The sequence below is a fragment of the Aestuariibius violaceus genome, assembly GCF_040779325.2.
Classification (GTDB): domain Bacteria; phylum Pseudomonadota; class Alphaproteobacteria; order Rhodobacterales; family Rhodobacteraceae; genus Aestuariibius; species Aestuariibius violaceus.
The window spans coordinates 237,533-251,519 of record NZ_JBFONT020000002.1; the positions used below are offsets into that span (position 1 = coordinate 237,533).

General features: G+C 65.0%; 13 protein-coding genes. 11 read left to right on the forward strand and 2 right to left on the reverse strand.

The genetic code is table 11. The features are described from left to right. Nucleotides 1–10 precede the first annotated feature (10 nt). The 3 genes from AADZ90_RS08345 to AADZ90_RS08355 all read left to right on the forward strand — a co-directional run bounded on the left by AADZ90_RS08345 (nucleotide 11) and on the right by AADZ90_RS08355 (nucleotide 3,187). The gene (locus tag AADZ90_RS08345) at nucleotides 11–724 is read left to right on the forward strand and encodes an RlmE family RNA methyltransferase (RefSeq protein ID WP_367312122.1); all 714 of its coding nucleotides are present in this window, start codon (nucleotides 11–13) and stop codon (nucleotides 722–724) included. 28 nt (nucleotides 725–752) lie between these two features. After that, entirely contained in the window at nucleotides 753–2,240 is a 1,488-nt protein-coding gene (gene glpK, locus AADZ90_RS08350) for a glycerol kinase GlpK (protein ID WP_367312123.1), read from the forward strand. Nucleotides 2,241–2,347: 107 nt separating this feature from the next. Further along, nucleotides 2,348–3,187 carry a hypothetical protein gene (locus AADZ90_RS08355; protein WP_367312124.1) on the forward strand — a complete coding sequence of 280 codons (840 nt, stop codon included), beginning with the start codon at nucleotides 2,348–2,350 and terminating at the stop codon, nucleotides 3,185–3,187. 62 nt (nucleotides 3,188–3,249) lie between these two features. On the opposite strand, the gene AADZ90_RS08360 is transcribed toward AADZ90_RS08355, so the two are convergent. After that, nucleotides 3,250–4,647, reverse strand: coding sequence for an FAD-binding oxidoreductase (locus tag AADZ90_RS08360; protein WP_367312125.1), 1,398 nt, complete (start codon nucleotides 4,645–4,647; stop codon nucleotides 3,250–3,252). 13 nt (nucleotides 4,648–4,660) lie between these two features. Then, complete coding sequence (locus AADZ90_RS08365) at nucleotides 4,661–6,613, reverse strand: 4Fe-4S binding protein (protein WP_367312126.1); 1,953 nt, start codon at nucleotides 6,611–6,613, stop codon at nucleotides 4,661–4,663. Between the two features lie 209 nt (nucleotides 6,614–6,822). Here AADZ90_RS08365 and AADZ90_RS08370 point away from each other — a divergent pair, with 209 nt between their 5' ends. The 8 genes from AADZ90_RS08370 (at nucleotide 6,823) to AADZ90_RS08405 (ending at nucleotide 13,982) form a co-directional block, all read left to right on the forward strand. Next, a complete protein-coding gene (locus AADZ90_RS08370) occupies nucleotides 6,823–7,380 on the forward strand; it encodes a DUF3305 domain-containing protein (protein ID WP_490372064.1) in 558 nt (185 codons plus the stop codon). Next, a complete protein-coding gene (locus AADZ90_RS08375) occupies nucleotides 7,377–7,949 on the forward strand; it encodes a DUF3306 domain-containing protein (protein ID WP_367312128.1) in 573 nt (190 codons plus the stop codon). Before AADZ90_RS08370 ends, AADZ90_RS08375 begins: the two co-directional genes overlap by 4 nt. Next, nucleotides 7,946–8,548, forward strand: coding sequence for a TorD/DmsD family molecular chaperone (locus tag AADZ90_RS08380; protein WP_367312129.1), 603 nt, complete (start codon nucleotides 7,946–7,948; stop codon nucleotides 8,546–8,548). The genes AADZ90_RS08375 and AADZ90_RS08380 overlap by 4 nt, the downstream gene beginning before the upstream one ends. A 59-nt stretch (nucleotides 8,549–8,607) precedes the next feature. After that, a complete protein-coding gene (locus AADZ90_RS08385; RefSeq protein WP_367312130.1) occupies nucleotides 8,608–8,793 on the forward strand; it encodes a twin-arginine translocation signal domain-containing protein in 186 nt (61 codons plus the stop codon). Between the two features lie 107 nt (nucleotides 8,794–8,900). Next, nucleotides 8,901–11,876, forward strand: coding sequence for a formate dehydrogenase subunit alpha (locus AADZ90_RS08390; RefSeq protein WP_367312131.1), 2,976 nt, complete (start codon nucleotides 8,901–8,903; stop codon nucleotides 11,874–11,876). Between the two features lie 16 nt (nucleotides 11,877–11,892). Next, complete coding sequence (gene fdh3B / locus AADZ90_RS08395) at nucleotides 11,893–12,486, forward strand: formate dehydrogenase FDH3 subunit beta (RefSeq protein WP_367312132.1); 594 nt, start codon at nucleotides 11,893–11,895, stop codon at nucleotides 12,484–12,486. A gap of 126 nt (nucleotides 12,487–12,612) precedes the next feature. Further along, on the forward strand, nucleotides 12,613–13,839 hold the full coding sequence (locus AADZ90_RS08400; RefSeq protein WP_367312133.1) for a formate dehydrogenase subunit gamma: 1,227 nt from the start codon (nucleotides 12,613–12,615) through the stop codon (nucleotides 13,837–13,839). A 14-nt stretch (nucleotides 13,840–13,853) separates the two neighbouring features. Continuing rightward, nucleotides 13,854–13,982: a hypothetical protein gene (locus AADZ90_RS08405; protein ID WP_367312134.1), complete on the forward strand. Its 129-nt coding sequence runs from the start codon at nucleotides 13,854–13,856 to the stop codon at nucleotides 13,980–13,982. Nucleotides 13,983–13,987: the final 5 nt, after the last annotated feature.

The following is a 13,987-nucleotide window of genomic DNA, read 5'->3' on the forward strand; positions in this document are numbered from 1 at the left end:
CTCTTCGCCCATGGTCAAGAAACCTACCAAGAACACCTCCGGCCGGGGGCAGCGCGACCTGAAGGTGAAGGTCAAGACGGCGCGCGGGCGCAAGCTGTCGTCGACGCTTTGGCTGCAGCGGCAGCTGAACGACCCATATGTGAAGCGCGCCCAGGCCGAGGGGTATCGGGGGCGGGCGGCGTTCAAGATCCTTGAGCTGGACGACAAGTACGGGTTTCTGGTGCCGGGTGCGCGGGTGGTGGATCTGGGCTGTGCGCCGGGTGGCTGGTGCCAGGTCACGGTGAAACGGGTGAACGCGTTGGGCGACCGCGCGGGCAAGCCGCAGGGGACGGTTCTGGGGATTGACCTGCAGGAGGTCGAGCCGATCCCCGGGGCGGAGATCCATCAGCTGGATTTCATGGCCGACGGGGCGGATGATCAGGTGAAGGCCTGGCTGGGCGGGCAGGCGGATGTGGTGATGTCGGACATGGCCGCGGCGTCGTCCGGGCACAAGCAGACGGATCATCTGCGGATCATCGCGCTGTGCGAGGCCGCCGCCTATTTTGCCTTCGACACGCTTGCCGAGGACGGCACGTTCGTCGCCAAGGTGCTGGCTGGCGGAGCCGAGGGCGAGTTGCAGAAGCTTCTCAAGCAGAAGTTCGCGAAGGTCGCCAATGTGAAGCCGCCCGCCTCACGCTCGGACAGCTCGGAAAAGTTCGTGGTGGCTACCGGATTCCGCGGCTAACCTTCCGGCCAAATACGGGAGGCACCACATGACCCACATCCTTGCCATCGACCAGGGCACCACCTCGTCGCGCGCCATCCTCTTCGACGGGGAGCGGCGGATCAAAGCGATGGCGCAGGAGGAGTTTCCCCAGCACTTTCCGCGGTCGGGCTGGGTGGAGCATGATCCGGCGGATATCTGGTCGACGACCGCCTCCACCTGCCGGGGCGCGATGGAGCGGGCCGGGGTGCGGGCCGAGGACATCGCGGCGATCGGGATCACCAACCAGCGCGAGACGACGCTGGTCTGGGACCGGGAGACGGGCGAGGCGATCCACAACGCGATCGTCTGGCAGGACCGGCGGACAGCGGCCTTCTGCGAGGAGTTGCGCGCGGAGGGGTTCGAGGCAGAGATCACGGCGCGGACCGGGCTGCTGGCGGATCCGTATTTTTCCGGAACGAAGGCGCGGTATATTCTGGAGAGTGTGGACGGTGCGCGGCAGAAGGCGGCCGAGGGCAAGCTCGCCTTCGGGACGGTGGATACCTATCTGATCTGGAAGCTGACGGGCGGGGCGGCGCATGTGACCGATGCGACCAATGCGGCGCGCACGATGCTTTACAACATCCGCGAAGGGCAGTGGGACGAGGTGATCTGCGACCGCCTTGGCATCCCGCTGTCGATGCTGCCGGAGGTGAAGGATTGCGCGGCGGAGTTCGGGACGACCCGGGCCGATCTGTTCGGGCGGGAGCTGCCGATTCTGGGCGTGGCGGGCGACCAGCAGGCGGCGACGATCGGGCAGGCGTGCTTCAAGCCGGGGATGCTGAAATCGACCTACGGGACGGGGTGTTTCGCGCTGCTGAACACGGGCGATACGCTGGTAGAGAGCCAGAACCGGCTGTTGGGGACGATCGCCTATCAGCTGGACGGCACGCCGACCTATGCGCTGGAGGGGGCGATTTTCATTGCCGGCGCGGTGGTTCAGTGGCTGCGCGACGGGCTGAAGATCATCCGCGATGCGGCCGAAACCCAGCCGCTGGCCGAGAGGGCGGACGACAACCAGGAGCTTTATCTCGTTCCCGCCTTCACGGGGCTGGGGGCGCCCTACTGGGATGCCGAAGCCCGGGGGGCGATCTACGGGCTGACCCGCAATACCGGCCCGGCAGAGCTGGCACGCGCGGCGCTGGAAAGCGTGGGCTTCCAGACCCGCGACCTGCTGGAGGCGATGCAGGCCGACTGGCAGATCGACGGCGGCCCCGAGGTGCTGCGCGTCGACGGAGGCATGACGGCATCGGACTGGACCATGCAGTTTCTGTCCGACATCATCGGCGCCCCCGTCGACCGGCCTGTAATCCGCGAGACGACGGCTTTGGGCGCGGCGTGGCTCGCCGGGATGAAGGCGGGGGTCTATCCCGGGGTGGAAGACTTTGGAGAGCTTTGGGAGCGGGATACCCGGTTTGAGGCGCGGATGGATGCCGGGACGCGGGAGCGCCGGTATGCGGGCTGGAAGGATGCGGTGGGGCGGACGCTGACCGCATGAGGCAGCCGAAAGCCGGACCGCGTGATGTCTCGGAACAGCATGTAAGGGATCTGTAAGGCGTGCAGGCTAGGCCCATTCCCGATGTGGAAATCACAAGGAATGCATTCATGCCCAGCCCGACCGTCGGAACCCCGGATATTCATGCCTCGCAGGCGCCAATGAAGGTGGAGGCGGACAGCTTTTCTGCAGGTCCGGCGCAAAGCAGAACCGCGTTTCTGCCATTCAACTCGAAAGTTCATCCCGACGATATTCGCATTTCGGGGCGAAATTCAGTTGGGCGGGACAGGAAAGTGGACCTGGTCGATATAGAGAAGAACACGGATAGCAAGACGAAGGAAAAGATCGTCGAGCTGCGGAACGGTATCACGTCCAACGGCGGCATTACCGAGGCCATTGCAAGGGACGTTTCTCAGAACGAAAAGATAAACTGGAGTGACGTGCTTGCGCCGGGTCTTTACATGGCGTCGTCCAAGCTGGTGAACGGCTTGGCCGATCACAGGCATTTTCTTTACGTTCCGGCGGATGGATCAGACGCGACGGTCATTACCGGCGGGCCGTCGACGGAGCCGAAGACGAATGGCGCCGATCAGACCAAGCTGATCGTCGATGTGATGGATCTGGGAGATTACCTTGGAGAAGATCGCACTCGGCGAGGGGGCGGTCTTACCGGGACATGGGAGCTCTACAGGGCCGAGATCGGCAGCAACCGGAGCCCTGAGGGAACGGTGAACGCGATGAAAAGGACGGCGCGCGATATCAATGACGCACATCTCAATTACCATTTCACACGCCAGAACTCCAACAGCGTCTTCAAGACGATCGCCGATCAGGCCATGCTGACCATCGAGACATTTGGGCGGCCTCCGGTCGGTATTGACAATAATCTATGGGACGAAATGCAGGGGGCGCCTCAGGCCCCCAGCGAAGATGGCAATATCAAGAAGTGACCCGCCCTGATGTTCCGGTCGTCTGGCTTGCCGGTGGTCGATCAACCCGTCTTCGGGCGGCGTTAGAAAATCTTGCCGGGGTTCATGATGCCCTTCGGGTCCAGGGCGGCCTTGATGGCGGCCATGTCGTCTGTCGCGGCGCCGAGTTCCTTCTTCAGGTAGGGCTTCTTGCCTTGCCCGATCCCATGCTCGCCGGTGCAGGTTCCGTCCATTGAAATTGCGAGGTCGTTGAGCCAGCTGACGAAGCCTTCGGCGCGGGCGACTTCGTTGTCGTCCTCCATGTCGACCAGGACGAGGGTGTGGAAGTTGCCGTCGCCCACATGGCCGATGATGGGGGCGATGAAGCCGAGTTTGGCGGTCTTTTCCTGCGTTGCCGTCACGCAGTCGGCGAGGCGGGAGATGGGGACGCAGACGTCCGTCGAGATGCCCTTGGCGCCGGGGCGGAGGGAGAGGGCGGCCCAGTAGCCGTCGTGGCGGGCCTGCCAGAGCTTGGTGCGCTCTTCGGCGTTGGCGGTCCAGGCGAAGTCGGAGCCGCCGCAATCGGCGGCGATTTCCCCGAAGGTCTCGGCCTGTTCGGCGACGCTGGTTTCGCTGCCGTGAAATTCGAGCATGAGGAGCGGCGTTTCGGGCAGGGAGAGCTTGGAATAGCCGTTCATGCCCTGGACCATGGGCGTGTCGAGCAGTTCGATGCGGGCGACGGGGACGCCCATCTGGATCGTGGCGATGACGGCGTTGCAGGCCTCCTCGACCGTCCGGAAGGAGCAGGTGGCGGACGACATCGCCTCGGGGATGCCGTGGAGCTTGAGCGTGATTTCGGTGATGATGCCGAGGGTGCCTTCGGCGCCGACCAGCAGGCGGGTGAGGTCGTAGCCGGCCGAGGATTTGCGGGCGCGGGAGGCGGTGCGGATGACGCGGCCGTCGGGCATGACGGCCTCGAGCGAGAGCACGTTGTCCTTCATCGTGCCGTAGCGGACGGCGTTGGTGCCCGAGGCGCGGGTGGCGGCCATGCCGCCGAGGGAGGCGTCGGCGCCGGGGTCGATCGGGAAGAAGAGGCCCTGGTCGCGGAGATAGGTATTGAGCTGGCTGCGGGTGACGCCGGGCTGGACGACGCAATCGAGGTCTTCGGCATGGACGGCGAGGACCTGGTTCATCTGGCTGAGGTCGACACAGATGCCGCCTGCGGGGGCGTTCACGTGGCCTTCGAGCGAGGTGCCAGTGCCGAAGGGGATGACGGGGACGCCGTGATCGGCGCAGGTTTTGACGATCTCGGTCACCTCGGCGGTCTCGGTCGGGAAGACGACCGCGTCGGGGGGCTGGGTCAGGATCCAGGTGGTGGTGTGGCCGTGCTGGTCGCGGATCGCCTGGCCGGTCTGGAAGCGCTCGCCGAAGCGCTGTTTCAGGATGCCGATGGCCGCCGCGATGCCGTCTTCGTTGCGCGGCAGGTAGGTGATGAGCGCCATGGTGTCCTCCCGGCTAGTGGTCCTTGCGGTCGGAATAGTAGTCGTCGGTGGTGCGCGGCTTGGGGCGTTCACCGGCGGCGAAGGGGTTGTTCTCGGAATGGTACTGGGCGTTGATCCGGCAATTGTCGCACATCTGGATCATGCGGGCCGCGTCGGGATTGGCGAACATGGAGTGCTTGCCGGCGAGTTTCTCGGTGATCTTCTCGACGGTGGATTTGACGCCGAAGAGGGCGCCGCATTCGATGCAGGCGAAGGGTTCTTCCTCGTTGAGGACGACCTGGGAGAGGGCGGCGTCGGTGAGGTTGAGGCGCGGTTCGAGGGTGATCGCGGTTTCGGGGCAGATATTGGCGCAGATGCCGCATTGAAGGCAGGCATCTTCCTGAAAGCGCAGTTCGGGCCGGTCGGGGTTGTCGCCCAGCGCGCCGGACGGGCAGAGCGACACGCAGGAGAGACAGAGCGTGCAGGCGTCTTTGTCAACGAGAACGGCGCCATAGGGGGCGCCCTCGGGGAGCGGCAGGATGTCATCCTGGCCGCGCATGGTCCGGGCGGCGAGGCGGGTGACCTGGCGGCGGGTGCCCATGGGCAGGATCGCGTCGGCGACGAGCGGGGCGGGGCTGTCGCCATAGAGCGCGTCTGACAGCGCGTCGGGATCGGCGAGGTCGAGAAGGCGCATCGCCTGGCGCCCCGCGATGGCGTTGGTGAGCGCGGTCTGGTTTTCCGGCGTGTCGCGTTCGGTGCGGGGGGAGAGAAGGATCGACACCTCTGTAAAGCCGCAGGCGAGTGCCGCCAGCGCCTCGGCATGGCCGAAGCGGGCGAGCGCGTCGACCTCGAGCGGGATGACATCGGCAGGCAGGCCGCGGCCGTGGCGGGCGGCGAGCGAGATCATTTCCCGCCCATGGCTTTCGTCATGGACGAGGAGGCGCGGGGCGGTGCCGCCGGCGCTGCAATAGGTGGAGGCGAGCGTGGTGAGGCGGCGGAACAGCGCCTCGACCGGGGGGGCGTCGTAGGAGATCGCCTGGGACGGGCAGAGCGCGGCGCAGGCGCCGCAGCCCGCGCAGACCATCGGGTCGATCGTCACGTGATCGCCCGCCGGGCTGATCGCGCCGGTCGGGCAGATGTCGAGGCAGCGGGTGCAGCCCGTCTGTTCGGCCCGGGAATGGGCGCAGAGGGCAGGCTCGGCGTGGATGTAGAGCGGCTTTTCGAAGGTGCCGACGAAGGCTGCGGCCTCGCGCACGGCATCGGCCACGGCGACGGGGCTGCCGGGATCGGGGCGGAGGTAGCCGTCGCGCTTGTGGTGCGCCGGGAAGAGGGGGGTGCCGCCTGTGAGGTCGAGGATGATGTCGCAGACGCTTTCGGCGCCGTCGCGCGGGGCGGTCATCGCGAGCGGGCCGCGCCCGCCAGGGATGACCTGGCGCAGGCCGTCGATCGTCAGGCGGAACTGGCCGAGCGTGCCGTGCGCCTTGCGGAGCGTGCCGTGGATCGGATCGAAGGCGCGGGTTTCCGGTGGGTCGGCGGCATCGGTCAGAAGGACGGTGACGGCGAGGGTGTCGGCCAGTGTTTCCGCGGCGGGGAGGGCGACGTCGGACTTACCGAGGATCAGGCAGGTGCCTTCCGAGACGATGTCGCGGGTTTTTGGGAGCGGCAGGTCGAGGACGGCTTCGGCGGCGAGGGCGGCCTGTTTCGGCGTCGCGTCGGGATCTGCGGTCCAGCCCGCGCGGTCGCGGATATCGACGAAGGCGGGGGGATCGACGTCGAGTTCGTCGGCGAGGGCTTCGAACCGGGCCCGCTCCTGCTGGCAGGCGATGATTGCGTCGCCTGCGGCAATTTCACGCGCCGCGTCTTCGATCTGGTCGCCGCAGAGGAAGGTGTAGGTCTTGGAGCAGGGCAGATTGGCCGCGTTGCCGAGCGCCTCCGGGTCGACCCGCTGGCTGCCCATACAGTCGCATACAATGAGCTTTTTGGCCATGAACCCCATTCCTCCCGCTGAGCTGCGAGACGCTAATCGGAATCTCTGGGACGCGCAAACCGGTTCGGCCCGGCCGATCCAAAAGCCCCTCTAGATAGGGGCCTACATCGTTAGTCCAATACCGGGCCGGCGGAGAAACGCTAATAATTCCTTTCATTCGGCGTCAGGATCGTGTTCGATACAACCATAAGCCGAAAGACGGGAAGATTTTGGCACAGAAGACTCACAATTCGTTGGCGGTACCGTTGGGTATTGTCGTGCGGCGTTTACCGGGTGTGACCCGTTGGGCGAAGTGGAGTTGGCGTGCCGTTGCCGTCTTGCCGGGCGCAGCCCCGTCGGACTGGAAAGTGCTGCGCAAGGATGGCGATGCGGTGGAGTTTCATGCCGCGACCGTGCCGATGGAACTCTACCGGACCGATACCGAAGCGTACCTGCACGAACTGCAGGCCGAGAGCCCGAGCATCTACGTGGTGATGCGGCAGGGAACGGCCGAGCGGCCGGAGATCCTGCTGGCGACGGCGTCGCCCTATGAGGGGCAGGATTACTGCGACAGCGGCGAAGAGCTGGTGGAGCGGGTGCCGATGCCCTCGGCCTTGCGGGCGATGGTCGAGCGCTTCGTGGCGGAACACCACGAGGAAGAGGAATTCGTGAAGCGCAAGCGCGACAAGAAGCGGATCGACCGGGAGGTCGATGGCGTGGGCGATGCGCGGATTTCCCAGATGACGGATGTCTACCGGGCGCCGGGCCGGAAGGTGCGGGTGTCATGAGCGATTTCTGGGCCCGCCGCAAAGCTGCCGTTGCCGCCCAAGAGCAGGCGGAGGACGCCGCGCGTGTGGCCGAGGCCCGGGCGGCGGAGCAGGCGGGCAAGACCGACGAGGAATTGCTGGCCGAGCTGGAGCTGCCGGATCCGGATACGCTGGAGCCGGGCGACAACATCGCGGCCTTCATGAAGGAGGCCGTGCCGGAGCATCTGCGGCGCCGGGCGCTGCGCGCCTTGTGGAAGACGAACCCGGTGCTCGCCAATGTGGACGGGCTGGTTGATTACGGCGGCGATTTCACCGACAGCGCGATGGTCGTCGAGAATATGCAAACGGCCTATCAGGTCGGTAAGGGGATGCTGCGGCATGTCCTCGAGCTGGAGGCGCCCGCAAACGACGCCGAAGCGCCTGTCGAGGAGGTGGCCGAGCTGGACGAGGAAAGCCCGACCGAAACCGTCGTGATTGAGGAGCCACAGGCCGTGGAAGTTGTATCCGAGGCGCCGATCGAGGAGGACGAGGAGATCTTGACCCTCCGCCCGCGCCGGATGAGTTTCAGCTTCGGGAGCGAAGGGACATGACGGCGTTGGCCGACAAGATCGAGATTGCGGATGAGGACCGGCTGCGCGCCGATCTCTATAACTATCTGGGCCTGATGCTGTCCGGGCCGCCGGATCAGATGCTTTTGAACCAGACCGCCGGCCTGACGGGCGACGAGACCGATCTGGGAAAGGCGATCGCGGGGCTGTCGCGGGTTGCGAAGGCCTGCAAGCCCGGGGGCGTTGAGAGTGAGTTCAACGCGCTCTTCATCGGATTGGGCCGGGGCGAGCTTCTGCCCTATGCCAGCTACTACCTGACGGGCTTCCTGAACGAGAAGCCGCTGGCGCAGCTGAGAAACGACATGGCGGCGCGGGGGATCACGCGCGCGCAGAACGTCTATGAGCCTGAGGACAACATCGCCTCTCTCATGGAGATGATGGCAGGGATGATCGTCGGGCGCTTTGGAGCGCCGGCGAGCGTCGAGGATCAGAAGACGTTCTTCAACAAGCATATTTCGCCCTGGGCCGGGCATTTTTATTCGGACCTGGAGGCTGCGAAGAATTCGGTTTTGTACGCGTCACTGGGGGCGGTGGGGCGTGTTTTTATGGATATCGAGTGTGAAGCGTTTCGGCTGGCCTGACGGCCGGTTTTCGGGAATCGCGGGTCAGTGGGGGCCCGCATGAACAGGAGGGGACACACATGACCCAATCGAAAGACGGCGCCTCGCGCCGAGACTTTCTGAAACTTGCGGGCACCGCCGCGCCGGCGGTTGCCGTCGTTGCCGTGAGCGGGACCGCTGCGGAGGCCGAGGAGGTCGATCTGACCTCGGAGCGGATGCAGGATACGGCGCATACCCGCGCCTATTTTGACAGCGCACGGTTCTGACCGGACGCCCGTAATCGTCCCGAGGCGACTGGTTGCGTGAGGCCCGACTGCCAAAGGACAAAACCCAGCTAGCCTGACTTCGGTCAGCGCTCGCAAGGAGAGACGAAATGCTCAGGAAGAAGACCAACGGGGTTGCGCGACGCCCCCAGCGGACCGGCATCCTGTCTGACGTGGCCGAGAAATCGGTCGACAGACGCGGATTTCTCAAAGGCTCCGGCCTTGCCATCGGCGGATTGGCCGCCATCGCCGCGACAGGCGGCAACGTCACAAAGGCCACAGCCTCGACCGCCGCGCAGGGCGCGGTTCAGACCGTCAAATCGGTCTGCACCCATTGTTCGGTCGGCTGTACCGTGATCGCCGAAGTGCAGAACGGCGTCTGGACGGGCCAGGAGCCCGGCTGGGACAGCCCGTTCAACCTGGGCGCCCATTGCGCCAAGGGGGCTTCGGTCCGCGAGCACGCCCATGGCGAGCGCCGCCTCAAGTACCCGATGAAGCGGGAAGGCGGCGAGTGGAAGCGCATCAGCTGGGAGCAGGCGATCGACGAGATCGGCGACGGCATGATGAAGATCCGGGACGAAAGCGGCCCGGACAGCGTCTATTGGCTGGGTTCGGCCAAGCACAACAACGAACAGGCCTACCTGTTCCGCAAGTTCGCGGCCTATTGGGGGACGAACAACGTCGACCACCAGGCGCGGATCTGCCACTCCACCACCGTTGCCGGTGTTGCGAATACATGGGGCTACGGCGCCATGACCAACTCCTACAACGACATCCACAACAGCCGCGCGATCTTCATCATCGGCGGCAACCCTGCCGAAGCGCACCCGGTGTCGCTTCTGCACGTCCTGAAGGCCAAGGAAGAGAACAACGCGCCGCTGATCGTCTGCGACCCGCGCTTTACGCGCACCGCAGCGCATGCGGACGAATACGTTCGCTTCCGGCCCGGCACGGACGTCGCGCTGGTCTGGGGGATGCTCTGGCACATCTTCGAGAACGGCTGGGAGGACAAGGAATTCATCCGCACCCGTGTCTGGGGGATGGATCAGATCAGGGAAGAGGTCGCCAAGTGGACGCCCGAGGAAGTCGAGCGGGTCACCGGTACGCCCGGCAGCCAGCTTGAGCGGGTCGCGCGGACGCTGGTCAACAACCGTCCGGGCACCGTGATCTGGTGCATGGGCGGCACCCAGCACACCAACGGCAACAACAACACCCGCGCCTATTGCGTGCTTCAGCTTGCGCTGGGCAACATGGGCACGTCGGGCGGCGGCACCAACATCTTCCGCGGCCACGATAACGTGCAGGGGGCGACGGACCTTGGCGTTCTGTCCCACACGCTGCCGGGCTATTACGGCCTGTCGGCAGGGGCCTGGGCCCACTGGGCGCGCGTCTGGGACGAGGATCTGGACTGGCTGAAGGGTCAGTTCGCGACGATCCAGGGCGCCGACGGCAAGGACAAGCCGCTGATGAACGAGACCGGGATCCCCGTGTCGCGTTGGATCGACGGTGTTCTTGAAGATGCCGAGAACATGGACCAGCAGGACAATGTCCGGGCCATGGTTCTTTGGGGTCACGCGCCGAACTCCCAGACCCGGATGACGGAGATGAAGACGGCGATGGAGAAGGTCGACATGCTGGTCGTGATCGACCCGTTCCCGACCGTCTCGGCCGTGCTGCATGACCGGGAGGATGGGGTCTACCTTCTGCCCGCCTCGACCCAGTTCGAGACGCGCGGATCGGTGACCGCCTCCAACCGCTCGCTGCAGTGGCGCGACAAGATCGTGGATCCGCTGTTCGAGAGCCTGCCGGATCACATCATCATCGCGAAGTTCGCCAACAAGTTCGGCTTCGGCGACCGGTTGTTCCGCAATATCGAGATGGAAGACGCGGAGACGCCGAACATCGAAAGCGTCACCCGCGAGTTCAACCGCGGTATGTGGACGGTGGGGTACACGGGCCAGAGCCCGGAGCGCATCAAGCTGCATATGGCGAACCAGCACACCTTCGACCGCACGACGCTTCAGGCGGTCGGCGGACCGGCGGACGGGGATTACTATGGTATGCCCTGGCCGTGCTGGGGAACGGCCGAGATGAACCATCCGGGCACGCCGAACCTCTACGACATGTCGAAGCCGGTGTCCCAGGGTGGCCTGACCTTCCGCGCGCGTTTCGGCGTGGAGCGGGACGGCGACAACCTGCTGGCCGAGGGCGTCTATTCGGTGGGGTCGGAGATCCAGGACGGATATCCGGAATTCACCTACCAGATGCTCAAGGATCTGGGCTGGGATTCGGAACTGACGGATGCCGAGCGCGCCCATATCGCGCGCGCCGCGGGTATTCCGGAATTCCAGAAGAACACCGCAGAGGTCGGCGAGGCGGGCATGTCGCCCTTCCCGTCGGACTATGACGAGAAGGTCGCCGGTGTGAACTGGAAGACCGACCTGTCGGGCGGGATCCAGCGGGTTGCCATCGCGCATGAATGTGCGCCGTTCGGCAATGCCAAGGCCCGCGCGGTGGTCTGGACCTTCCCGGATCCGATCCCGCTGCACCGGGAGCCGCTTTACACCAACCGGCGGGATCTCGTGGCCGACTATCCGACCTACGAGGACCGCAAGTTCTACCGTCTGCCGACGATGTATGCGTCGATCCAGAAGCAGGACTTCTCGAAGGACTTCCCGATCATCCTCACCTCCGGCCGTCTGGTCGAATACGAGGGCGGCGGGGACGAGACACGGTCGAATCCGTGGCTTGCGGAGCTGCAGCAGGACATGTTCGTCGAGATCAACCCGCGCGATGCCAACAACCTTGGTGTTCGCGACGGGGCGCAGGTCTGGGTCGAAGGTCCGGAAGGCGGCAAGGTAAAGGTGATGGCGATGGTCACCGAACGGGTGGGCGAAGGCGTGGCCTTCATGCCCTTCCACTTCGGCGGTCATTTCCAGGGGGAGGACCAGCGGTCCAAATACCCCGACGGCGCCGATCCGTACGTCCTGGGGGAAAGCACCAACACCGCCCAGACCTATGGCTACGACTCGGTGACGCAGATGCAGGAGACGAAAGCGACTCTCTGCAAGATCTCGGCCGCATAAGGAAGGAACGACGAAAATGGCACGAGCTAAGTTTCTTGTCGACGCCGAGCGCTGCATCGAATGCAATGCCTGCGTCACGGCGTGTAAGAACGAGCATGAAGTCCCCTGGGGGATCAACCGCCGCAAGGTGGTGACGATCCAGGACGGCAAACCGGGCGAGCGGTCGATTTCGGTCGCCTGCATGCATTGTTCGGATGCGCCCTGTATGGCGGTCTGCCCTGTGGACTGCTTCTATCAGACCGCCGATGGCGTGGTCCTGCACTCCAAGGACCTCTGCATCGGGTGCGGCTATTGCTTCTACGCGTGCCCGTTCGGCGCGCCGCAATTCCCCGCAGCCGGCAATTTCGGATCGCGCGGCAAGATGGACAAGTGCACCTTCTGCGCCGGTGGCCCGGAAGAGACCCACTCCACCGCCGAGTTCGCCAAGTACGGCCGCAACCGGATCGCGGAAGGCAAGCTGCCGATCTGCGCCGAGATGTGCGCGACCAAGGCGCTGCTTGCCGGGGACGGGGACGTCGTGTCCTCGATCTACCGGGAGCGTGTGGTGGCCCGCGGCTTTGGCTCCGGCGCCTGGGGCTGGGGCACGGCCTACGATCAGAAGGGCAACTGACGCCTTCTAGTGACCGGGGCGGATCTTCGCGGATCCGCCCCGAGCGTCTTTGGTTCAGCGGTCGTCCCGTCCCGGGAGGCCGTTTCTTTTACAGTCCCAACGAGCACCCAATCACGAGGTTTCTCGATGAATGTGAGATTGTTCGCTTTCCTCTTCGCGATCCTGCTGGGATCGGCCGCGTCCGCCCAGGACGCGCCGGAAGAGGCGGCGCCCGCCGACCGCAGCGCCACCGGCGGCGCGCAGACCCTGGAAGATATCCTGCGCCGTCAGGAAGGGCTTCCCGTTGAAGACAGATCGGGCGCGCCAGCAGGTGAGGCGCCCGTGTCATCGGACCAGCTTGGCACGCTGGGCGGGGCCTCGGATTCCGACCTTTGGCGTGAGCTGCGCTATGACACGGCGGATGTGACGAGCCAGATCCGCGGACCGGCCACCACGACGCTGATCCAGGATAGCGGGATGGCGTGGACGCAATTCCGCGAAGGGCCGCTTGCGACCTATGGGGGGTACCTGCTTCTGGGCACGATCGTCGCGCTGTTCCTCTTCTACATGATCCGCGGCAAGATCCGGGTCTATGGCAAGAAGTCGGGCCAGCGGGTTACCCGCTTCAAGGCGTTCGAGCGGTTCAGCCACTGGCTTTTGGCGGGCTCGTTCATCCTGCTGGGGATCACCGGCCTGATCACGCTGTTCGGCCGGATGACGATCGGGCTTTTCGCAAACAACCCGGCGGCCTACGACACGGCGCGCGAGATCTATGCCTTCATCGCGCTTTACTCCAAGTGGGTGCATAACAACGTCAGTTGGGCCTTCATGCTTGCGCTTATCTTCGTGTTCGTCCTTTGGGTCTGGCACAACCTGCCCGACCGGACCGATTTCAAGTGGATCGCTCAGGGCGGCGGGATCATCGGAAACGCGCACCCGCCTGCGAAGAAGTTCAATTTCGGGCAGAAGATGATCTTCTGGTCGGTGATCGTCCTTGGCGGGTCGATCTCGGCCTCTGGCCTGTCGCTGCTCTTTCCGTTCGAGTTGCCGATGTTCGCGGCCACGTTCGACAAGATCAACGCGGTCGGCGTGCCGGGCTGGTTCGGCTTCGCGCCGCTGCCCACCGACCTTGCGCCGCATCAGGAGATGCAGCTGGCCCAGGCGTGGCATGCGATCGTCAGCTTCGTGCTGATGGCGATCATCATCGCGCATATCTATATCGGCTCGGTCGGGATGGAGGGCGCCTATGACGCCATGGGATCGGGCGAGGTTTCGGTCGAGTGGGCGGAACAGCACCATTCGATCTGGGCCGAGAAAGAGCTGACCATGCCGCGCAAGGCGCCGGCATCGGCCGGCGCGACACCGGCGGAGTGACGGGAGTGGGACAGATGAAACCGATGCTGGCCGCCTTCGCCGCCACAGCGCTGATCGCCGTCGGGGCTTACTTTGCGCTGAACGAGATCGCGCCGTTTTCGAGCGCGGACCGGCAGACGGGAGATGCGGTGCGGCTGGACTGATCCAG